Raw genomic sequence first — 20,746 nt, 5'->3', positions numbered from 1 at the left:
TTCTAGCGACCGCGCCGGACAAGGTAGCCAATCCTGTTGCCCTCCCGCTCCCGAATGTTTTCGAGCGCCGCCATTACGTCAAGACCATGCAACGGCACGCCGGTATCGGCGACCGCATCCTGATTGAGTTTCAGCAGTTCGTGATAGATGGGCTCGGCCGTCTTGTGCAGCATCGCGACGACGGCCACGGTCTTCCTCGGCATATTGATCGGAACGCGTGGAAAAACCGAGGAAAGAACTTCCTTGGCACCATCCGAAAAATGCGAGGCGAATCGGCCGAGCGTCGAGACGAGCTTGATCGCAGCCGTCTCTTCGAACCGGTAGTTGAAGCGCTCCATCCATTCGAACAGCTTGTCCATCGTGAAATCTTGGAGCCGGATACCCGCCGTCTCCCGGTAGTCCTGCCATTCCGCGACGAGGTCGAAACCCGATTCCATATCGATGTCGGCCGGTGCGAACGTCAGATCCGTCGCGACACCGACTCGGTCGAGAAAATCTCTGTTTTTCCGCGCGATCTTGGTCGGATAGGTCGGCAGTTTGAACATCCCGAAGCTGCCCTGCTCATAGGCAAGCCTAACGAGCTTCGAGCAGAATAGGTTGCGCGTGTCGTCCGTCCGCATCGAAAAATCGTAGAGGATGCGCTTGCCGCCCTTCGCGCGCGACGCGGCGACATAATCGAAGATGCATTTGGCGGCCCGGGCCGCCAGGTCCGCATCGCGATTGCGATAAAGCACCGCCCGGACGATGTTGTGATCGAGCGCCTTCGCCAGAGGATTGATGACCGCGCCATCCTCTATCAGGCTTTCGACCATCCAGTGATCGCCGGCCGGATCGATGTACACGATGCCGATGTGGCTGAACTGGCTGTCGACATCGCCGATCCGCGCGATAGCAGCACTGTTGTGAGCCGTGCCGCGAACCAGAATGACGTCACCCGACCGGAAATGCTGCGCGGTGCCGCTCCGGTAGAACGGATAATTCACGAGCGTATTGTTGTCCGAGCCGGTGAACCCTCGCAGCAGGTAACCACCCTCGGACACGCGCGGATGCCCCGTGGTGATCTCGCCGAGCATGTCGGAGACGTAGCGGAGCACGCGAAACACGTCGCGAAAGCCCTGCGTCACGTCGGGCGTCATGAGCCCTAGCATCTCGTAGTGCTGGAGATGATTGCGCAGGCCGACCCGGAGATCGAACAGCCGGTACATCAGGCTCTGCGCGTTCTTCGCAATTTCCGCGACCTCGTAATCGTCAAAACGCGCTTTGGCTGCCCGTTCGTAGATATACTGGAGATTGCGCGCCAAGAGGTCCGCACTCGTGACCGGCGTCGCCGCAAGGATTTCGATGTGCTCGATATCTTTTTCGAAAGACGCCGACGCCACGGGAGCCAACACGGAAAAAACCCTCAAACCTGCATTCAACTGATGCAGAAGGTATAGCAGACCAAATCGGGCGCTGCCGGACAACCGATCAATCGGCAAACGCATGTTGCCGATCTGCCCCTAAGCCCGCTCGGATCTCTACTCAGCCAGAGCCTTAACGATCTCTTCCGTCATTTTCTTGGCGTCGCCGAGAACCATGACAGTGTTGTCGCGGTAAAATACCGGGTTGTCGATGCCGGCATAGCCGGAAGCCAGCGAGCGCTTGTTGAAGAACACCGTCCCCGCCTTCCAGACCTGGAGCACTGGCATACCGTAAATCGGCGACGACTTGTCGTCTTCGGCCGCGGGGTTGACGACGTCGTTCGCCCCAATGACGTACACGGCATCGGCCTGGGCGAACTCGCTGTTGATGTCCTCGAGCTCGAAAACCTCGTCGTAGGGAACATTGGCTTCCGCCAGCAGCACGTTCATGTGCCCCGGCATACGGCCCGCAACCGGATGAATGGCGTATTTCACTTCCACGCCGGCCTTTTTGAGAGAATCTCCCATCTCACGCAGCGCGTGCTGGGCCTGCGCCACGGCCATGCCGTACCCCGGCACGATGATGACCTTCGCCGCGTTCTTCATGACGTAAGCGGCGTCTTCAGCCGACCCGAGCTTCACGGGCTTTTGCTCGCCCCCGCCCGCAGCGGCAGCGACCGTCTCACCGCCGAACCCGCCCGCGATGACGGACAGGAATTGCCGGTTCATGGCCTTGCACATGATGTAGGAAAGAATGGCGCCCGACGATCCGACGAGTGCGCCGGTGATGATCAGCGCGACATTGCCGAGCGTGAACCCGATGCCCGCGGCCGCCCAACCCGAGTACGAGTTCAGCATCGACACGACGACGGGCATGTCCGCGCCGCCGATCGGGATGATGATCAATACGCCGAGCAGGAGGGCCAGGACGACAACCAGCCAGAACAGCCATGCCGAACCGGCGGACATGATGAAGCTGTAGATGACGAAAATCAAAAGCAGGGCGAGGCCGCCGTTGATGACATGCCGCATCGGCAACAGGATCGGCTTGCCGGACATCCGCCCTGAGAGTTTTGAAAACGCGATCACCGAGCCGGTGAACGTGATGGCGCCAATCGCAACGCCGAGCGACATCTCGAGAAGGCTCCCGGCTTTGATGCCGAAACTCGGATCTGCAGGATCGACGAGGATACCGAATGCCGACGGCGCATAAAGCGCGCTGGCCGCCACGAACACTGCCGCAAGGCCAACAAGCGAGTGAAACGCCGCGACGAGCTCGGGCATCATCGTCATCGGAATTTCCCGCGCAGTCTTCGCGCCGATGAAGCCGCCGATGCCGAGGCCGAGTACGATGAGGATCCACGACGTCGCCGTCGGCTCCGCAAGGCCGAGCGTCGTCAGGATGGCGATCGTCATGCCGATCATGCCGTAGAGATTGCCCTGCCGCGAGGTCGCCGGGCTCGACAATCCTCTGAGCGCCAGAATGAATAGAACGCCGGCGGCGAGGTAGAGCAGTGCGGCGACGTTTGCGGACATTGGATCGATTCCCCGGGGCCTAATATCGAATGTCTTCGGCGTTTCTCGTTGAGTGATTCAAGAAAGAGAGCGTCAGCCGTCCTTCTTCGCCGGCGCGTCCTTTTTCTTGTACATCGCAAGCATGCGGTTGGTGACGAGGAAGCCGCCGAAGATGTTGACCGACGCCATCGTCAGCGCGAGGAAGCCGAACACTTTGGCAATGCTGCTGTCGGACGAGGTCAACGAAACGCCGACCGCGAGAAGCGCGCCAACCACGATGACCGATGAAATCGCGTTGGTAACGCTCATCAGCGGCGTGTGCAGAGCGGGCGTAACCGACCAGACGACGTAGTAGCCCACGAACACCGCGATCACGAAGACCATGAATTCGTAGACGGAGGGGCTGATCAGCGCGCCTTCGGCCGCGAAAGCCGACGATGCGGAAAAGAAGAACACTGCAAGCGCAGCAAAAAGCGGTGTCGTCACGCGCATGGCGAGGCTCCTCATGCCGTCTTCGTCGCGAAATTCGGATGCACGAGCTGACCGTCCTTGGCGACCAAAGTCCCCTTGATCAACTCGTCGTCCCAATTGACCGCAAGTGTCTTTTCCTTCTTGTCGATCATCGTTTCGATGAAGGCCAATAGGTTACGTGCGTACAAGCTCGAGGCATTGACCGCGATCGTGCCGGCCAGATTGAGCGGCCCGAAAATCTTGACGCCGTTCGGCGTCTCGACGGTCTTGCCTGCTTCGGTCAGCTCCGTGTTGCCGCCCCGTTCGACCGCAAGATCGACGATGACGGACCCCGGCTTCATGCTGTCGATCATCGCGCGCGTGATGAGCTTCGGCGCCGGACGCCCGGGAATGAGCGCCGTCGTAATCACGAGGTCCTGGTTCTTGATGTGGTTCGCGACGAGTTCGGCCTGCTTCGCCTGATATTCGGCGCTCATCGGCTTTGCATATCCGGCAGCCGTCTGCGCCTGCTTGAATTCATCGTCTTCGACCGCGATGAACTTCGCGCCGAGCGACTGAACCTGCTCTTTCGTTGCCGGACGCACGTCCGTCGCGGTCACCTGCGCGCCGAGCCGCCGCGCCGTTGCGATGGCCTGCAGCCCGGCAACGCCGACGCCCATGATGAAAGCCTTGGCCGCCGGAACCGTACCGGCTGGCGTCATCATTAACGGCAGCGCCTGCCCGAACATCGCGGCACCGTCGACGACGGCTTTGTAGCCCGCGAGATTGGCCTGGCTCGAAAGCACGTCCATGGATTGGGCGCGCGTCGTCCGCGGCATCAACTCCATGGAAAAGACCGTCCCGCCGCTGCCCGCGAGCGCTTCAAGACCCGCTCGTTCGCCGAACGGATCGATCATCCCGGCGACAATCGCACCCGGCTTCAAAGCCCGGATGTCTTCGGCGGATGGCCGGCGCACGGCGAGCAGAATATCGGCGCCGGAGAGCGCGTCAGACCGGCTGACGATCTCGGCGCCCTGAGCCCGATAGGCCTCGTCGGAGAAACGAGATCTGAGACCCGCACCCTGCTCGATGCGCACGCGCGCGCCGAGGGCTGAGAACTTTTTGACAGTGTCGGGCGAAACCGCAACGCGCGGCTCGTCGGCCGGTTCACTGGTAACAGCTATCGTAACCATGTCTCGGTCCAATTGAGCGGAAGGGACTGCGCGGCCGATATGAAAAAAAAGGGCAGTCCTTGATCGGCCCGCCCTGTTTTGAGGTTGTCTGTTACGCTTGGAAACCCCCGCGTCAGACCAAGAAGAATTTCATTCCGGCCAGCAGGACGACGACGAAAACGACGCCGTACTTCGATAGACGCACAAACCTCTGGTAGGTGTCGACGTGCTGCTCATAGTCCATGGACGGACTGCCCTTTGACGTATCGATGCTCAAGGCTTTCTCCCCTAGGCGGTTGGTTCGTTTCCTTGGTTGGTATCTTAAGTCGCCGCGAGCTTCAAGGTGTCGCAGATCAATCGCCGCAGGCGAGCGCTGGACGGCCGTTGCCGCTCAAACTGCAGAATCACCAAGCAGGAATGACGAATCGACGTGGACCGGCTTGAAGCGTTAGACCGCGACCTGCGTGCCGACCTCGACGACCCGATCGGTCGGAATCTGGAAATAGGTCGTCGCATCCTCGGCGCTACCTGCAAGCGCGATGAACAGCCGCTCCTGCCAACGCGGCATTTCGGATTTCGCCGTCGTCCGCAACGACCGCCTCGACAGGAAGAACGAGGTCGAGCCGATATCGATGTTGAAGTCCTTGCGGCGCGCGTGCTCGAGGATCTTCGGAACGCTCGGCGTCTCCATGAAGCCGTAACGCGCAATGATGCGAACGAAATGATCCGAAATCCGCTCGATCGTCAGCCTCTCCTGCCGCGCGATGCGGGGCGTCTCCTCGGTCCGGATCGAGAGCAGAATATTGCGCTCATGCATGACCCGGTTGTGCTTCAGGTTGTGCATCATAGACGTCGGCGCGGCATAGGGATCGCCGGTTAGGAAGACAGCGGTTCCCGATACGCGATGCGGTGGCTTCGCTTCGAGTTTGCGCACGAGCCAATCGAGATCCGCCTCGTTGCGCTTCGTGACTTTGGCGAGAACGCGCGTTCCGCGAACCCACGTGAACATGATGATGGCCAGCATGCACGCAATCGCGAGAGGCACCCAGCCGCCTTCGAAGAGCTTCAGGATGTTGGCTGAGAAGAACGCCTGTTCAATGAGCAGAAGCGGAATGACGATGAGCGCCACGCGCCAGAGCGGCCATTTCCAGCACTTCCAGATGACGAAGAACGCCATCAGCGTGTCGATGACCATGGCGGCCGTAACCGAAACGCCGTACGCCGCCGCCAGATTGGACGACGTGCGGAACGCGAAAATCGCAACCAGAACGGCGATGAAGAGGATCCAGTTGACCCTCGGCATGTAGATCTGGCCTGCCATGCTCTCGGACGTATGCCGGATCTCGAACCGCGGCACGAGACCGAGCTGGATTGCCTGCCGCGTGAGTGAAAATGCGCCCGTTATCACGGCTTGGCTGGCGATCACCGTTGCGAACGTCGACAGAATGAGCATCGGGATCAGCATGAAATCGGGGTAGAGGCGGTAGAACGGATTCTCGACCGCGGCCGCGTCGTTCATGACGAGCGCGCCTTGCCCGAAGTAATTGAGAACGAGCGCGGGCATGACGAAGTACACCCACGACGCCGTGATGGGACGGCGCCCGAAGTGCCCGAGATCGGCGTAGAGCGCTTCCGCACCGGTACAGGCCAAAAACACGAGGCCCATAACGGTCAATCCCAAGAACCCATGATGGTAGACGAACATCATGCCGTAGACGGGGTTCAGCGCGTAAAGCACATGCAGATTATCGGCTATATGCGCGAGACCGCCGAGCCCGAGCACGATGAACCACACCGTCATGACCGGACCAAAGAAACGAGCGACCCGATCGGTGCCGCGCGATTGCATCCAGAAAAGAAAGGCGAGAACGATGATTGCGACCGGAATGACCGCGCGCTCGAATTGCGGCGCGATCAGTTTCAATCCCTCGACAGCGGAGAGCACCGAGATCGCCGGGGTGATAACGGCATCGCCGTAGAAGAACGACGCACCGGCAATGCCGAGCGCGCCGAGCAACGGAGCGCTGCGCCGGGCGACGGTCTGCCCGAGAGCCATCAGGGCGAACATGCCGCCTTCGCCCTTGTTGTCGGCACGGAGCAGCAGCAGCACATATTTTATGGTGACGACGAGCGTCATGGCCCAGAAAATGAGGGACAGCACGCCAAGCGCAGCTTCGGCGGTCGTCAAACCGCGATGTGCGGCGGCGGTTATGGCCTCCTTGAAAGCATAAAGCGGGCTGGTTCCGATGTCGCCAAAGACGACGCCGACCGAGCCGACTGCCAATGCCCAGAAGTTCTTACTATGATGCCCTTCGCCGGCGCCGAATTCGGCAGCGGACTGAACTGAAGCGGGCGCTTGTGCCATTCAGGCACCTCGACCTTATTTTAAGGCTGCATCGCAGCAAAGTGGCGGGCTTCTACTCCCACGTCAGGTCGTTGGGAAGCGGCAAATTCGCCTCCCGCTCCCCGTAAACGCCCCTTCTCGGCTTGACAATGCGCCGCAGAAGGATTCGTTGCACTGCCTCGCCGAGGATTTCCGCCACCGTCCTAACGCACGCCTCAGCCGATTTTTTCCAGTTCATCGATCATGCCTTCGATGACCTTGAGCCCCTTGTTCCAGAACTTCGGATCGCGGGCATCGAGCCCGAATGGAGCAAGAAGTTCGGAATGGTGCTTCGAGCCACCGGCCTTCAAGAGGCTGAAATATTTCTGAACGAATTCGGGGTGTGCTTCGGCGTAAAGACCGTACAGCGAGTTCACGAGGCAATCACCGAAAGCGTAGGCATAGACGTAGAACGGCGAGTGGATGAAGTGCGGAATGTAAGTCCAGAAGACTTCATAGCCGGGCTTCAAGTCGATGGCCGGTCCTAAGCTTTCCGCCTGCACCTCGAGCCACAGGCTGTTGATCTGGTCGGACGTCAATTCGCCCTCGCGGCGCGCCTCGTGAACTTTGCGTTCGAATGTGTAGAACGCGATCTGGCGGACGACGGTGTTGAGCATGTCCTCGACCTTGCCGGCGAGCATGGCTTTTTTCTCGCGCGGATCCTTGGTTTCGGAAATGATCGAATTGAACGTCAGCATCTCGCCGAAGACCGATGCCGTTTCGGCAAGCGTCAACGGCGTCGGCGCGAGCAGCGGACCCTGATCGCGCGCCAGCCACTGGTGCACGCCGTGACCGAGTTCATGCGCGAGCGTCATGACATCCCGGGGCTTGCCCAGATAATTCATCATCACATAAGGGTGCACCGACGGGACTGTCGACGCCGAGAACGCGCCGGGCGCCTTGCCCGGCCGCACCGGAGCATCGATCCAGTTCTTGTCGAAAAACTGCTTGGCGATCGACGCCATCTCGGGCGCGAAACCATTGTAGGCGCGCAGTACGATCTGCTCGGCTTCCGGCCATGAGATCGTCCGCTCTGGCTTGTCCGGCAGCGGCGCGTTCCGGTCCCATGACGCAAGCTTCTTCTTGCCGAGCCACTTCGCCTTCATCGCATAATAGCGATGCGAAAGCAGCGGATAGGCAGCCCGCACGCTCGACACGAGCGCGTCGACCACCGGACCCTCGACGCGATTGGCGAGATTGCGGCTATCCGCAACGTCCTTGAAATTGTGCCAGCGGTCGGAAATTTCCTTGTCCTTCGCGAGCGTATTCGTGATCCGCGTGAACAGGGGCAGATTGGCCTTGAAAACCTTGGACAACGCTTCTGACGCAGCCTTGCGCTTCTTCTCATCCGCGTCCGACAGGAAGTTCAGCGTCGGCTCCAGCGACAACGGCTCCTTGTAGCCTTTGATCTGGAAGCGGAGCGACGACATCGTCTCGTCGAACAGCCGGTTCCACGCCGCGCGGCTCGTCTGCGATTTTTCCGTGAAAAGCGTCTCGATCTTCTCGTCGAGCTGATGCGGCTTCTCTTTCCTGAGATCGTCGAACCACGGCTTATACCGCTTGAGGCTTGCGTGCTTCAGCGCCTCATCGATGACGGCGTCGTCGATCTGGTTGAGTTCCAGCTCGAAGAAAATGAGATCGGTATAGAGCTTCGTCAGCGCTTCCGAGATATCGGCGTTGAACTTGGCGCGCACCGGGTCCGTCTGGTTCAGAACGTAGTACAGCCCTGAAAAGGAACCGAGCTTGCCCGTCAGATCGGCAAGCTTCTCGTAGTCCTTGATGGGCTCGATCAGTTTGTCGCCGTCTTTCGCGAGTTCCGCGAGGCGACCTTGATATGTCGCCTTGATGCGCGTCGCCTCAGCGGCAGCCTCTTTGAGATCCCGCCGGATTTCAGGCGCGTCCGGACCCGAGTAAAGATCGCTCAGATCCCATTCGGGCATCGCTCCTAGCGGCTGCTGATCTGCGGGCAATTGCGAAGGAGCGTCGGGGGCGAAGTTGATGTCCGAAAAAGACTGGCGGCGCATGGGTGTCCTTTACAAACGGAAATTTCGTGGTGGCTTACCACAGGCTCGCCGAAGATGAAATTCGACCGGCCCACTGCCCCTTCCGCGAAACTGACAGCACATCGAGTGGGCTCTGCAACGTCCAAACAGTCATCGCGAGCAAAAACTTCCGCGCCACATCAGCCGCTTACCGATGAGCGAAGAATATTGTGCCAATCCGAAACCTTACATTTACCCTTGTCGGGCAATCTCCACTCGTTGCGTAAGTTCTAGGTCACCGCGTGTTTGAAGCTGGGTCAATTCCAGCATCGCCCGCCGCAGCTGACCGGTGTATCCGTAAGAGTAAAGTTGCGTGCAAATGTCCAAGCGTATTCTCATCGTCGACGACGATCCTGCCCAGCGTCGCATTCTCGAGGAAACGATCAAGCGGTTTGGTTTCGAGACCAGAACTTGCGGTTCCGGCGAACAGGCTGTCCAAATTCTCGAAGGCGCCGAGCATTCTCAGATTGGCTTGGTGTTGCTCGACCTCGTCATGCCCGGCATGGACGGCATGGCGGTTCTCGATCGCATCGGCCGTGTAGCCGGCATGCCGCCGATCATCGTACAAACGGCGCACGGCTCGATTGAAACGGCCATCAACGCGATGCGCCGCGGCGCCGTCGATTTCGTCGTCAAACCGGCTTCACCCGAACGGCTCGACGTATCGATCAAGAGCGCCCTCAAGATCGAAGCGCTCGCTGACGAAATCAATCGCATCAAGAAGACGGTCGACGGCACGCTGACCTTCGGCGATCTCGTATTGCGTGGCGAAGCCATGAAGCGCGTCATCACGCTCGGCAAGCGCGCCGCCGCTTCGAACATTCCCGTCCTGATCGAAGGCGAAAGCGGGGTCGGTAAAGAGCTGATCGCACGCGCCATCCAGGGCGAAAGCGATCGCGCCGGGAAGCCGTTCATCACCGTGAACTGCGGCGCCATCCCCGAGAACCTCATCGAAAGCATCCTTTTCGGCCACGAAAAGGGGGCCTTCACCGGCGCCGTCGACAAGCGCACGGGCAAGTTCCAGGAAGCTGACGGCGGCACGCTCTTCCTCGATGAAGTCGGCGAGCTTCCTCTCGACGCGCAGGTGAAACTGCTGCGCGCCCTGCAGGAAGGCGAAATCGATCCGGTCGGCGCCAAGCGTCCGGTGAAAGTGAACTTCCGCCTGATCTCCGCGACCAACCGCGACATGATTCAGCAGGTGAAGGACGGCAAGTTCCGCGAGGACCTCTATTACCGCCTGAACGTCTTCCCGATTTTCGTGCCGCCGCTGCGTGAGCGCGTGGAGGACATTCCCGAGCTGGCCCGGCACTTCATTGCCCGCTTCGCGGCCGAAGAAGGCAAGCGCGTCGCGACGATCTCCGACCGTGCGATGAGACTGCTTCAGTCGTATTCGTGGCCCGGCAACGTCCGCCAGCTCGAGAACGCAGTTTTCCGCGCCGTCGTTCTGGCCGATGGACCGGAACTTTCGGTCGCCGAATTCCCGCAGATCGCAGCCCACGTCGAAGGCTTCGAGACGGAAATCCCGGCAGCGCCCTCAGCCGTTCAGAAGCCGCCCGCCTACACCGGACCGGCGCTCCTCGGCGCCGAGAACACTGTGCCGCACACAGTCGAAATGAAGTCGCAGATTTCCGGAAGCTCCTTGGGCATCCAGGCAGTCGCTGAGGACGGCGAAATTCGCTCCCTCGAAGCGATTGAAGCCGACATGATCCGATTGGCCCTCGGCCGTTATCGCGGACACATGACGGAAGTGGCGAAACGGCTCAACATCGGCCGCTCGACGCTCTACCGGAAGATGCAGGAATACGGATTAGAGCCCCGCACCAACTAGCCCCGAAATAATCCGGTGTGAATTCGGCAGAGTTCTCGTGGCGTGCCGAGTACGCCTGAGTCTTGCCCGACGAGCTTCCCCTCGTCGTCACATTCTCGCCGGGCAGTCGAAATATCGAATTACGTGAGAGCGGAGGCCCCTTCGTCCTCACCCGCAAAAGCCCTGGCTGCATCCGGGGCTTTTGCATTTTTGGGATACCGCGACATGAAGCTGCGCCCCGGCACGGCACAGACTTCAATAAAATCGCAACTTTCTTCGCCCTATTTTGTTAGCTAACCGCATACGTCGGACGGGTGGCGTTTTTATTGCCGGCATACGCTTCGAGAGCACGAAACAGCAACAGTTTCGCCACAGCGCTGTGCAATACAGCCATGTCGCGCGATCGGGCTGGTAAGGCGGAGTGCTGGCGCGTATCTAAGGCCGGTAACCAAGAGGTGAAAATTTCTATGCGTGTCGCGACACTTCTGGCGGTCGGTTTGATGCTGACCACCGGCTCGGTATCTGCAGCCTTCGCTGTTGAATCCGATACTGCACAAACCGATGGAGCGGATCGCGCATCGACTGCAGGCCCCGCACCCGATGGCGGCACGTCCGACGCAGCGCAAACGGCGATGCGGCCCGAGCCGACACCTGCTGTGACACCCGAGGTTGCACCTTCCCCACCGGCACCCGCCAAGGCAGATGAAGCGCCGGCACCTGCACCCGCTTCCACTGAAGCCGCGCCAGCCAACACCGCTGCGCCCGAGCAAAGCGCAGCGCCTTCAGCGCCCGCTGATGCTGCTGCACCCGCCCACACCGCGGACGAGAGCACCACTGCCGCGCACACGATCGTCCCCACGAACGACCTCGTCTATCTTCCCGTTTCCCGCTACCTGCAGGACAACGCCAAGAAGGCGCTGGCAGGCACCGACCAGGCGGACCGCCAGGTGCTGATCCAGTTCTACGATTCCCGCGTGGGCTCGACGCTCTGGGTGACCAAGAACGGTTACAACGACGCCGCAAAAAACCTCATCGCGACCCTTAAAGACGCTGACAGCTGGGGCCTCCGCGCGGCGGACTTCAAAATCGCCGATCTGAAAGCCGGCCCCGACGGCGCATTCAATCTCGACGATCTGACCGTCGCCGAGGCGCGTCTGTCGCTCGCGGCAATGGAATACGCGCGCGACGCACGCGGTGACCGGATCACGGACCCCTCTTCACAACTCGGCACGTATCTCGACCGGAAGCCGGTAGTTCTCGATCGCAGAACCGTTATCGATAGTTTGGCGACCGTCCCAGACAAGGGTGCGTATCTGACCGCCCTTCACCCGAAGCATCCGCAATTCATTCGTCTGCGCGAAAAGCTGCTCGCACTCCGCGCCAACGCAAAAGCCGAAGAAGCATTGAAGATCCCGGACGGCCCGATTCTGAAGCCCGGCACCAGCAACGCGCAGATCGCGATCCTCCATAAGCGCCTCAAGGTCGCCGCCGCGACCGTCACGGACGACGGCAAGCCTGCCGACGACACCTACTACGATAAGGCGCTCGCCGCGGCAGTCGTGGCTTACAAGGAAAGCAAGGGAATTCAGCCGGCCAATCCCTCGATAACGGCAACGCTGCGCCGCTCACTGAATGCCGGCAACGACATCAGCGATGCGAAGCTTGTCGCCAACATGGAAGAGTGGCGCTGGATGCCGGACGACCTCGGCAAATACTACATCATGGTCAACATTCCCGAGTTCAAAGTCCGCGTGATTTCGGACGGCGAGGTCATCCACGAGGAGCGCATCGTTTCCGGCCGCCCCGATACGCAATCGCCGATCTTCTCCGAAATGATGCGGACCGTCGTCATCCAGCCGCGCTGGAGCGTGCCGGATTCCATCAAGATCAAAGAGCTGTTGCCGAGCCTCAGATCCGGCGGCGATCCGCTGCGCCGTCAGGGCCTCGTCATGGAGCGCAACGGCCGCAAGATGGATCCCTACAGTGTCGATTGGAATCGCAACGACATCCGCAACTTCAATGTCTATCAACCTCCCGGCGGCGGAAATGCCCTCGGCGTCGTGAAGTTCCTGTTCCCGAACAAGCACGCCGTCTATCTTCACGACACGCCGAGCAAGAGCCTCTTCAACGAAAGCACGCGTGCATTCAGCCACGGCTGCATGCGCGTCCGCAATCCCGTGAAGCTTGCTGAAATCATCCTGGACAAGGACAAGGGCTGGGACCAATCGATGGTCCAGAACCTGGTCGCGAAGGGGCCTGAAGAAAACGAAATCAGCCTCGACCACCCGATCCCCGTGCACGTCACCTATTTCACGGCTTGGGTCGACGACAGCGGCGAAGTCCAGACCTTTGGCGACGTCTACGGTCACGAGAAGCGGATCAATCTGGCGCTAGCCGGCCGCTGGAACCAGATCGTGAAAGCCGACGAAAAGAAAGTCTCTCCGGAAGATATTCCGCAGGGTGACGGTTGGGGCGGTGACGGCTTCGGCTCGCTGTTCGGCAGCTATGACGAACGCGACAGTCGTGGCCGCAAGAAGTACGACCCGGGCCTCGGCAACTTCTTCAAGCAGGTTTTGGGCGGGTTTTAACCTCCGCAAACTGATCTTCCGCAGCCGGCCGGTCCCAGAGCGGCCGGCTTTCCTTTGTCCGGACCTGAGCATTCCGGCCTTTTTATCGCCCCTTCCAACCCTTTAAATGTTCGAACAGGATAGTTACCGCCTCTTAACGGTTCGGGATTAACCGTTAATGGCCGAGCATTTTTGGCCCCAGTCGGGCTCGGGGATTTAGTAGGGACGGGGGAATTCGTGGCCTTTCGCCGATCAGGCCTGGTTTTGGGCTCGTTGACGCTTGTTGTGTCCGTGTTTCTGCACGCCGATAAGATGACGGCGGCAGGCGAACCCGAAGAACGCACGATCTCGTTCTTTCACATCCACACCCAGGAGCGCTTGACCGTCACGTACAAGCGTAACGGCCAATACATTCCGGAAGCCCTGAAGCAGATCAATTGGATCATGCGCGATTGGCGCAAGAACGAGGTCAAGGAGATCTCTCCCGCAACGCTCGATATCGCGTGGGAGATGCACGAAGAACTCGGCTCCAAGGAGCCCATAAATATTATTTGCGGCTACCGCTCCGCAGACACCAATGAAATGCTGCGCCATACCCGCGGCGGCCAAGCCAAGCAGAGCCAGCACATCACCGGCAAGGCGATCGACATCACGTTCCCCGACATTCCGCTGAAAAAGATGCGCTACTCCGCATTGATCCGCGAACGCGGCGGCGTGGGCTACTACCCGACGTCAGGCATCCCGTTCGTTCACATCGATACCGCAAACGTCCGCATGTGGCCGCGCATGCCGCGCCAGGAACTCGCCCTGCTCTTCCCGAACGGCCGCTCAAAGTATGTCCCTGACGACGGCCGGCCTATCACACCGAGCGACGTCAAGTCCGCCCAGAGCAAGTACAGCGAACTCGCAACTCAGGTCGCCGAATTCTTCCACGATCGCCGGACGCCCGGCACGTCCAGAACGATGGTCGCATCGGTCGGGATCAGCCCGCCGAAAAAGAGCCTGAATGTCGTCGCGTCTCTCGGGGCGCCCTCACGGCCCGCGGCCCAAACGGCAGACGGCTCGCTGCGCCGAAACGTCAACCTGACGACCGAACCCGATCCGGCCCTGACTGCGCCGCGCCCGTTTGCACCGGCACAAGTTGCTTCGCTTGAACCCGATGCTCGACCGCAGCCCCAATTGAAGTCCGCGCCGAAGCTCGTCGATCGCTCGTCACGCTTCACGCTGCCCTCGCAAGCGGATCGCGGCAAGCTCGACGCCTTGGTGACGGCCGCAGCCACCATGCCGGTGCCTGAACTCGTCCAAGGACCACGCCCGGCAGTCCGGCCCCAAAAGGCGCTGGCTGCCGTCGCGCTGGCTGAAACCCGTCAACCCGCAGCGCCGTCGCCAGCGGCGCGTGTCGCGAGCCTCGATCCCGCAGCCGGAACTGCGACGGACATGCGCCCCGCAAGCCTCGGCAATGGCTGGGCGCAGGCCCCGCAATTCGACGACGACCACCCTGACGAACTCGATTATCGGCCCTTCCCGCTCGCGCCGCTGCTGAGCGACACACCCGCTTCCCGCGACCAGCTCCTCGCCGAAATGCAGGCGCCTGACGTCGCGGCGACCCTCGACGTTCTAGATGACGTCGGCGGCATCGTGCCGATGAAGTTCAGACCCGGCCGGCAATTGGCGGAATCGTCGAAGTCCGACCAATTCCAGGGCAAAGCCGTGCACGCCGAAGCCCTGCTGGAGATCGAGCAAAACAGAATGCCGGCCGGTATCGAGAATAGGCCGGTCCAAACCAGCGCGCGCTGACCCGATCAGACCTGGACTGCAGAGGCGCCACGCTTCAAGGAGAGCTGACCCGCTTCACCCACAAGCTTTCCCAGCGCCAGAAAATCGTCGCGCCGCGGACTGGAACGCCGCCATGCGAGCCCGATGGATCGCGACGGCTCGGGGTCGACGAAGCGGATGATCTTGATCTCCCGGCTCCGGCCTTCCACGCCGAGGCAGATTTCAGGAAGCAACGTGATCCCGAATCCTGCCGATACCATCTCGACGATGGTCGACAGGCTGGACGCACCGAACGTATTGACGTCGTCGACCTGTTGCAGACTGCAATAGGTGAGCGCCTGATCGCGCAGGCAATGCCCCTCTTCCAGCAGAAGCAGACGATCGTGCTCGACCATTTCCTTCGTCGCGCGAACGCGCCCCGAGAGCTTCCGCGTCTTCGGCAGAGCCAGCAAAAACCTGTCTTCGAAAATCGACAGTGTTTCGATGTCGGGATTCTTTATCGGAAGCGCGAGAAGCAGAACGTCGAGCTTCCCCTCGACAAGTTCGTCCGTCAGAGGCTGCGTTTGCGTCTCGCGAACATGGAGCTCGAGGTCCGGATACTTGGCCTTGAGAAGTGGCAGCAGCGGCGGCAGCAGATAGGGCGCGACCGAAGGAATAACGCCGAGCCGAAGCGTGCCGGAGAGAATGCCGCCGGCGTGATGGGCATAATCGATGAGATTGCGCACATCGTTGAGCAGCCGCTGCGCGCGAATGGCGATTTCCTCGCCCTTCGGGGTCAGCTTGATGCCGCTGCGCGTGCGCTCGACGAGCGCGATCCCGAGAGACGCCTCGAGATCCTGGATTTGCATGGAGAGCGCCGGCTGGGTCACCGCGCAAGCATCGGCCGCGCGACCGAAATGCTGCTCGCGCGCGAGAGCATCGAAATACCGGAGCTGCTTCAGAGTAACATGGGTCATCAGCTAGACTAATGTGCAGGACAAGAAATCACGATTTGTCCTTATCATAGTCGCGCGGTACCGTGAATAATCGGACGCGTGGAATCGATATCACTTTTCCGCGCGCGGATAGACGACTGCCGCGAGGCCGTCATCGCCAGCACCGTCCCAGCCCCCAGCGCCGAATGGGGATGGGGCGGTGCTGTTTTCAGGTTGTAGCTGGCGTGACCGATTAAGTTCCACCCAGAGCGGCCCCGAACGGCACGTGAGCAAACGCGCCGCAAGCACGAGGCAGGTGCCTACTCGGCAGCCATCATCTTATCGACGACAGAGGTGTCGGGAACCGTATCGAGCATGCCGAGCGCATGCATGTAGACTTCCAGAATGCTTTCTTCTTCCTGCCGCTCCTCGTTCGACTTTTTGCGAAGCCGCACGATCTGGCGCAGTGCCTTGACGTCGAAGCCGACAGATTTCGCCTCGGTGTACTTGTCGCGAATGTCGCTCGCGAGCTGCTTCTTTTCCTCTTCCAAGCGTTCGATTTGCTCGACGAACTGGCGCAGCTGGTTTTGCGCCGAGGCTTGAAGCGTGCTCATGAAGGCTCCCTACTGATATCAAGTGCCGGCCGACGCTATCGGCGGAGCCTCTCCGCAGCAAGGCGACGAGCACGGCTATCCCAAGGGATAATATCGAGCCGAGGACTTGACGTTGTATATGTCGCGGCGCGACTCACTTGATCCCAGCCCGCGCCGACGGCCGGCGCGCGGAACGCGTGTCGCCGGCGCCAAACTAAAACTGTCGCCGGCGCGAAACCAAAAAGCCTAATGATCCCGTGGCCTGTTCTGCTCGAAGGCCGTCCGCTTCTCGGCGGGCGCATCGGTCTGATATTTGGCTTTCCACTCCTTGAATGGCATGCCGTAGACGATCTCGCGGGCATCGTCCTTGGAAAGCTCAAGCCCCTTGGCTTCGGCCGCATTCGACATCCAGGTCGACAGGCAATTCCTGCAGAACCCGGCCAAATTCATCATATCGATGTTCTGAACGTCCGTGCGCGACTGCAAATGCTCAACCAGGCGCCGAAATACCGCTGCCTCGAGCTCGATCGTCGTCTGTGGATCGAATGTTTTCATATTGAGCTCCTCGCTTCTCCGGCTGCCTAACAAGGCCATTACGACATAAGCACCGCGCCAGCCATCCGGAAGCCCTCCTCTGTCCCCTGCCAGCCCCCCCAGTCAAACCCGAAGTCTGGCTGCGGCCTCTGATGCCTTGACGCGCGTCGGGCGTTTGCGCAAACCAAGACCAACAATCACAAAACAACCAGGAACCGGCCAGGGCAATATGATGAATGACGGGTCGAACGGCGGCGTTCGTGAAACTTTGAGCACGCTGTTCGAAGCCGCGCATCGGACAGCTCACCCCTCGGTCTGCCTGCCGGCTCACCTTCCGCCGGTGCCGAAGGGTGGCCGAATTATCGTCATCGGCGCCGGTAAGGGCTCGGCCGCGATGGCCGTCGCCGCGGAAGCGCACTACATCGCAACCGGACATGACAATAAGATCTCCGGCCTCATTTCGACCCGGCACGGCTTTGGCCTCCCGACCGGCATCATCAAGATCCTGGAAGCGGGCCACCCGGTCCCCGATGCGAATTCGATCGTCGGCGCCGAACGCGCCATCGCGCTTGCCAAAAGCGCCGGCCCCAACGATCTCGTGCTCTGCTTGCTGTCGGGCGGCGCATCCGCCATCTGGTCGGCCCCCGTCCAGGGCGTCAGCTTCGAAGCGAAGCAGGCTCTGACCAAACAGCTTCTCAAATCCGGCGCGCCGATCTCGGAGATGAATTGCGTTCGCAAGCATCTGTCCGAAGTCAAAGGCGGCAAGCTCGCAGCCGCCGTTTATCCGGCGCGTCTTCTGACCCTCGCGATTTCCGATGTGCCGGGCGACAATCCCGACGAAATCGGTTCCGGGCCGACGGTCGCCGACCGCTCGACCCTCGCCGATGCGCGCGCCGTCCTCGAAAAATGGAAAATCACGCCGTCGCCCGAAATCGCGAAGGCCCTCGCGGACCCCGCGAATGAAACGTTGAAAGCCGGCGACCCGAAGCTCGCGAATTCGACATACGAGATCGTCGCGGCTCCGAGAGCTTCGATCGAAGCGGCAGCGGCAATCGCCCGCAAACTCGGCTATCGCGTCGTATCGCTCGGCGACGACCTCGAAGGCGAAGCGCGCGACGTTGCACGCGCACATGCTGAAATGGCGCTCGAAGCCAAGCGCAGGGGAGAGAAGGTCGCGATCATGTCGGGCGGCGAGTTGACCGTGACCGTCCGCGGCGACGGCTCGGGCGGCCCGAATCAGGAATACGCCCTAGGCCTCGCTTTGGCGCTCGATGGCGCGACGGGAATTGCAGGTCTTGCCGGCGATACCGACGGCATCGACGGCGGCGGCGGCAACGCCGGCGACCCGGCGGGCGCAATGGTCTTCCCCGATACGCTGAAGCGCGCGGAGGCCGCCAATCTCAATGCCGCCAAGTTCCTGGCGAACAACGACTCGACCGGATTTTTCCGTCCGCTCGGCGACCTTATTCTTTGCGGCCCCACCCAAACGAACGTCAACGATTTCCGGGTTATCCTTATTGACCCGTAAATTGCGAATGACATCGGCGACGGACTGGATTTACGACCGGAATTCTCCCCTTCGAGACCGGAGGCTCTGACGTGCCATTCCGCTTCCGCATGCGCACTCTCCGACGGAACTTTGCGCTTTCATTGGGCTTTTGCCTCTATGCGACGGCCGCTCACGCCGACCTGAAGCTATGCAACGCCACGTCAAGCCGGGTCGGCGTCGCAATCGGCTATCAGGACACGTCGGGCTGGGCGACGGAGGGCTGGTGGAACATAGCCTCGCAGACCTGCGAAACTCTTCTGAAAGGCGCGCTTCCGAGCCGCTTCATTTATGTGCACGCCGTTGACTACGATCGCGGTGGCGAATGGGGCGGCAAGAACGATATGTGCACGACTGAAAAATCCTTCGCCATCAGGGGTGTTCAGGATTGCGCGAAACGCGGATATAAGCGCACGGGTTTTTTTGAAGTCGATACCGGCGAAGCAAAAGAGTGGACCATCCGCCTCACTGATCCCGGGCAAGGAAAAGCAGACAAATGAGACGTAATAGGCGGGTCAAGATTGTAGCGACGCTAGGACCCGCGTCTGCTGCACCGGAAATGATCGAGCGGCTCTTTCTTGCGGGCGTCGACGTTTTCCGCATTAACATGAGCCACTCCACGCATGATGGCTCCAAGACGCTTTACAATGCCGTCCGTGCCTGCGCCGCGCGCCATCGCCACCCGATCGGCATTCTCGCCGATCTCCAGGGCCCTAAATTCCGCATCGGCAATTTCGAGACCGGCCGTGTGAACGTCGCGACGAAATCGATCTTCAAGTTTGATCGCGACGAGACGCTCGGAACCGAAGAGCGCGTTCATCTGCCCCACGCTCAGATATTCGAGGCGATCCAGCCCGGCCACATGCTCGTTCTCGACGACGGCAAGCTGAAAATGCGCGTCGTCGAAACGACGCCTGTACAGATCAAAGCCGAAGTCCTGACTGGCGGAATGCTGGCAAGCCGCAAGGGCATCTCGATGCCCGATACGCTGCTGCGGATCAGTCCGCTCACAGAGAAAGATAAGGCCGACCTCGCGCACGCGCTGAAGCTCGGCGTCGATTGGGTTGCACTGTCGTTCGTCCAGCGCGCCGAAGACGTCCACGACGTCAGGAAAATGATCGGCACCCGTGCCGCCATCCTGTCCAAAATCGAAAAGCCCTCAGCCGTCGCCGACCTCGAGGAAGTCATCGCGGCATCGGATGCCATCATGGTCGCGCGCGGCGATCTCGGCGTCGAGATGCCCGTCGAGAAAGTTCCAGGCATTCAGAAGCGGATTACGCGTCTGTCACGGGCAGCCGGCAAGCCCGTCATCATCGCGACGCAGATGCTCGAAAGCATGATCTCCTCCCCCATGCCGACGCGCGCGGAAGTCTCAGACGTCGCAACCGCCGTGTTCGACGGGGCCGACGCGATCATGCTTTCGGCGGAAAGCGCCGTTGGCCAATATCCCGTCGAAGCCATCCAGATGATGGACAAGATCGCCGTCGAGGTTGAGCACGATCCGGTTTACGAGCCTATGCTCTACGCAACGCAGACGGAGCCGCAGCCGACGGGCGCCGACGCGATTGCCGCCGCCGCGTCCGCCATCGCCGATACAGTCCGCCTCGGCGCGATCGTTTGCTATACGGCGACCGGCTCGACGGTTCTCCGCGTAACGCGCGAACGCCCGGGCATTCCGGTCATCGGCCTAACGCCGATCGAGTCGACCGCGCGGCGCTTGGCCCTCGTCTGGGGCGTGCACACGATCCTGACCGGCGATCCGGAGAATCTTTCGCACATGGTCAGGAAAGCCTGCCGCATCGCGTTCGAGGAAGGTCTCGTCAAAGCCCGCGAAGGCATCCTCATCACGGCAGGTATTCCGCTCGGAAGCCCCGGCGCAACGAACATGATCCGCATCGCCTTCGTCGACGAATCCGGCGCACCGATCGCTGAAGAGGTCTAAGGTCATTGAAATCCCGCGCAAACCGCGCAGGGTTTCGCTAGGCGCTTACCCTTGAGCATCCCAGGCGCAATAGACGTGACATGTTCGCGGCTATCCATCGTGTTA

16 protein-coding genes are annotated in these 20,746 nt (G+C 60.7%); 6 read left to right on the top strand and 10 right to left on the bottom strand.

Features of this window, described 5'->3' with window-relative positions; translation table 11 throughout:
* Nucleotides 1-2: 2 nt before the first annotated feature.
* The 7 genes from AACL53_RS02750 to AACL53_RS02720 all read right to left on the bottom strand — a co-directional run bounded on the left by AACL53_RS02750 (nt 3) and on the right by AACL53_RS02720 (nt 8,860).
* Nucleotides 3-1,391 carry a YiiX/YebB-like N1pC/P60 family cysteine hydrolase gene (locus AACL53_RS02750; protein WP_339082238.1) on the bottom strand — a complete coding sequence of 463 codons (1,389 nt, stop codon included), beginning with the start codon at nt 1,389-1,391 and terminating at the stop codon, nt 3-5.
* Between the two features lie 126 nt (nt 1,392-1,517).
* Nucleotides 1,518-2,936, bottom strand: a complete 1,419-nt coding sequence (locus AACL53_RS02745) for an NAD(P)(+) transhydrogenase (Re/Si-specific) subunit beta (protein ID WP_339082236.1) — start codon at nt 2,934-2,936, stop codon at nt 1,518-1,520.
* A gap of 72 nt (nt 2,937-3,008) precedes the next feature.
* Nucleotides 3,009-3,407: a proton-translocating transhydrogenase family protein gene (locus AACL53_RS02740; RefSeq protein ID WP_339082234.1), complete on the bottom strand. Its 399-nt coding sequence runs from the start codon at nt 3,405-3,407 to the stop codon at nt 3,009-3,011.
* 11 nt (nt 3,408-3,418) lie between these two features.
* On the bottom strand, nt 3,419-4,558 hold the full coding sequence (locus AACL53_RS02735) for a Re/Si-specific NAD(P)(+) transhydrogenase subunit alpha (RefSeq protein ID WP_339082232.1): 1,140 nt from the start codon (nt 4,556-4,558) through the stop codon (nt 3,419-3,421).
* 112 nt (nt 4,559-4,670) lie between these two features.
* Nucleotides 4,671-4,814 carry an aa3-type cytochrome c oxidase subunit IV gene (locus tag AACL53_RS02730; RefSeq protein ID WP_339082230.1) on the bottom strand — a complete coding sequence of 48 codons (144 nt, stop codon included), beginning with the start codon at nt 4,812-4,814 and terminating at the stop codon, nt 4,671-4,673.
* A gap of 171 nt (nt 4,815-4,985) precedes the next feature.
* On the bottom strand, nt 4,986-6,902 hold the full coding sequence (locus AACL53_RS02725; protein WP_339082228.1) for a potassium transporter Kup: 1,917 nt from the start codon (nt 6,900-6,902) through the stop codon (nt 4,986-4,988).
* A gap of 194 nt (nt 6,903-7,096) precedes the next feature.
* A complete protein-coding gene (locus AACL53_RS02720; protein ID WP_339086863.1) occupies nt 7,097-8,860 on the bottom strand; it encodes a M3 family oligoendopeptidase in 1,764 nt (587 codons plus the stop codon).
* A gap of 421 nt (nt 8,861-9,281) precedes the next feature.
* Between AACL53_RS02720 and AACL53_RS02715 the strand changes: the two genes are divergently transcribed.
* The 3 genes from AACL53_RS02715 to AACL53_RS02705 all read left to right on the top strand — a co-directional run bounded on the left by AACL53_RS02715 (nt 9,282) and on the right by AACL53_RS02705 (nt 15,133).
* Nucleotides 9,282-10,790 (top strand): sigma-54 dependent transcriptional regulator, encoded by a 1,509-nt coding sequence (locus AACL53_RS02715; protein WP_339082225.1) that lies wholly within the window; start codon nt 9,282-9,284, stop codon nt 10,788-10,790.
* Between the two features lie 446 nt (nt 10,791-11,236).
* Nucleotides 11,237-13,357, top strand: a complete 2,121-nt coding sequence (locus tag AACL53_RS02710) for a murein L,D-transpeptidase (protein WP_339082223.1) — start codon at nt 11,237-11,239, stop codon at nt 13,355-13,357.
* A 216-nt stretch (nt 13,358-13,573) separates the two neighbouring features.
* Nucleotides 13,574-15,133 (top strand): DUF882 domain-containing protein, encoded by a 1,560-nt coding sequence (locus AACL53_RS02705; protein WP_339082221.1) that lies wholly within the window; start codon nt 13,574-13,576, stop codon nt 15,131-15,133.
* 5 nt (nt 15,134-15,138) lie between these two features.
* Here the strand turns inward: AACL53_RS02705 and AACL53_RS02700 are convergent, their stop codons facing one another.
* From AACL53_RS02700 to AACL53_RS02690, 3 genes are all read right to left on the bottom strand, one after another.
* Nucleotides 15,139-16,068 carry a LysR substrate-binding domain-containing protein gene (locus AACL53_RS02700; protein ID WP_339082219.1) on the bottom strand — a complete coding sequence of 310 codons (930 nt, stop codon included), beginning with the start codon at nt 16,066-16,068 and terminating at the stop codon, nt 15,139-15,141.
* Nucleotides 16,069-16,346: 278 nt separating this feature from the next.
* The gene (locus AACL53_RS02695) at nt 16,347-16,640 is read right to left on the bottom strand and encodes a DUF2312 domain-containing protein (protein WP_092864014.1); all 294 of its coding nucleotides are present in this window, start codon (nt 16,638-16,640) and stop codon (nt 16,347-16,349) included.
* Between the two features lie 225 nt (nt 16,641-16,865).
* Complete coding sequence (locus AACL53_RS02690; RefSeq protein WP_339082216.1) at nt 16,866-17,174, bottom strand: DUF1244 domain-containing protein; 309 nt, start codon at nt 17,172-17,174, stop codon at nt 16,866-16,868.
* 211 nt (nt 17,175-17,385) lie between these two features.
* Here AACL53_RS02690 and AACL53_RS02685 point away from each other — a divergent pair, with 211 nt between their 5' ends.
* From AACL53_RS02685 to pyk, 3 genes are all read left to right on the top strand, one after another.
* A complete protein-coding gene (locus AACL53_RS02685; protein ID WP_339086862.1) occupies nt 17,386-18,681 on the top strand; it encodes a glycerate kinase in 1,296 nt (431 codons plus the stop codon).
* An 89-nt stretch (nt 18,682-18,770) separates the two neighbouring features.
* Nucleotides 18,771-19,199, top strand: a complete 429-nt coding sequence (locus tag AACL53_RS02680) for a DUF1036 domain-containing protein (RefSeq protein ID WP_339086860.1) — start codon at nt 18,771-18,773, stop codon at nt 19,197-19,199.
* Entirely contained in the window at nt 19,196-20,641 is a 1,446-nt protein-coding gene (gene pyk, locus AACL53_RS02675) for a pyruvate kinase (protein ID WP_339082214.1), read from the top strand. The genes AACL53_RS02680 and pyk overlap by 4 nt, the downstream gene beginning before the upstream one ends.
* Nucleotides 20,642-20,746 lie beyond the last annotated feature (105 nt).

The organism is Hyphomicrobium sp. ghe19, from assembly GCF_902712875.1.
Taxonomy (GTDB): Bacteria; Pseudomonadota; Alphaproteobacteria; order Rhizobiales; family Hyphomicrobiaceae; genus Hyphomicrobium_B.
Note: the sequence above shows the minus strand (reverse complement) of the source record. Positions and strands in the feature narration are given on the sequence as shown.

What these genes read in the sequence shown, in the direction of transcription:
- AACL53_RS02745 (WP_339082236.1), bottom strand. Translation starts at nt 2,936, where the DNA reads ATGTCCGCAAACGTCGCCGCACTGCTCTACCTCGCCGCCGGCGTTCTA.
- AACL53_RS02740 (WP_339082234.1), bottom strand. Translation starts at nt 3,407, where the DNA reads ATGCGCGTGACGACACCGCTTTTTGCTGCGCTTGCAGTGTTCTTCTTT.
- AACL53_RS02735 (WP_339082232.1), bottom strand. Translation starts at nt 4,558, where the DNA reads ATGGTTACGATAGCTGTTACCAGTGAACCGGCCGACGAGCCGCGCGTT.
- AACL53_RS02725 (WP_339082228.1), bottom strand. Translation starts at nt 6,902, where the DNA reads ATGGCACAAGCGCCCGCTTCAGTTCAGTCCGCTGCCGAATTCGGCGCC.
- AACL53_RS02720 (WP_339086863.1), bottom strand. Translation starts at nt 8,860, where the DNA reads ATGCCCGAATGGGATCTGAGCGATCTTTACTCGGGTCCGGACGCGCCT.
- AACL53_RS02715 (WP_339082225.1), top strand. Translation starts at nt 9,282, where the DNA reads ATGTCCAAGCGTATTCTCATCGTCGACGACGATCCTGCCCAGCGTCGC.
- AACL53_RS02710 (WP_339082223.1), top strand. Translation starts at nt 11,237, where the DNA reads ATGCGTGTCGCGACACTTCTGGCGGTCGGTTTGATGCTGACCACCGGC.
- AACL53_RS02700 (WP_339082219.1), bottom strand. Translation starts at nt 16,068, where the DNA reads ATGACCCATGTTACTCTGAAGCAGCTCCGGTATTTCGATGCTCTCGCG.
- AACL53_RS02695 (WP_092864014.1), bottom strand. Translation starts at nt 16,640, where the DNA reads ATGAGCACGCTTCAAGCCTCGGCGCAAAACCAGCTGCGCCAGTTCGTC.
- AACL53_RS02690 (WP_339082216.1), bottom strand. Translation starts at nt 17,174, where the DNA reads ATGAAAACATTCGATCCACAGACGACGATCGAGCTCGAGGCAGCGGTA.
- AACL53_RS02685 (WP_339086862.1), top strand. Translation starts at nt 17,386, where the DNA reads ATGAATGACGGGTCGAACGGCGGCGTTCGTGAAACTTTGAGCACGCTG.
- AACL53_RS02680 (WP_339086860.1), top strand. Translation starts at nt 18,771, where the DNA reads ATGCGCACTCTCCGACGGAACTTTGCGCTTTCATTGGGCTTTTGCCTC.
- pyk (WP_339082214.1), top strand. Translation starts at nt 19,196, where the DNA reads ATGAGACGTAATAGGCGGGTCAAGATTGTAGCGACGCTAGGACCCGCG.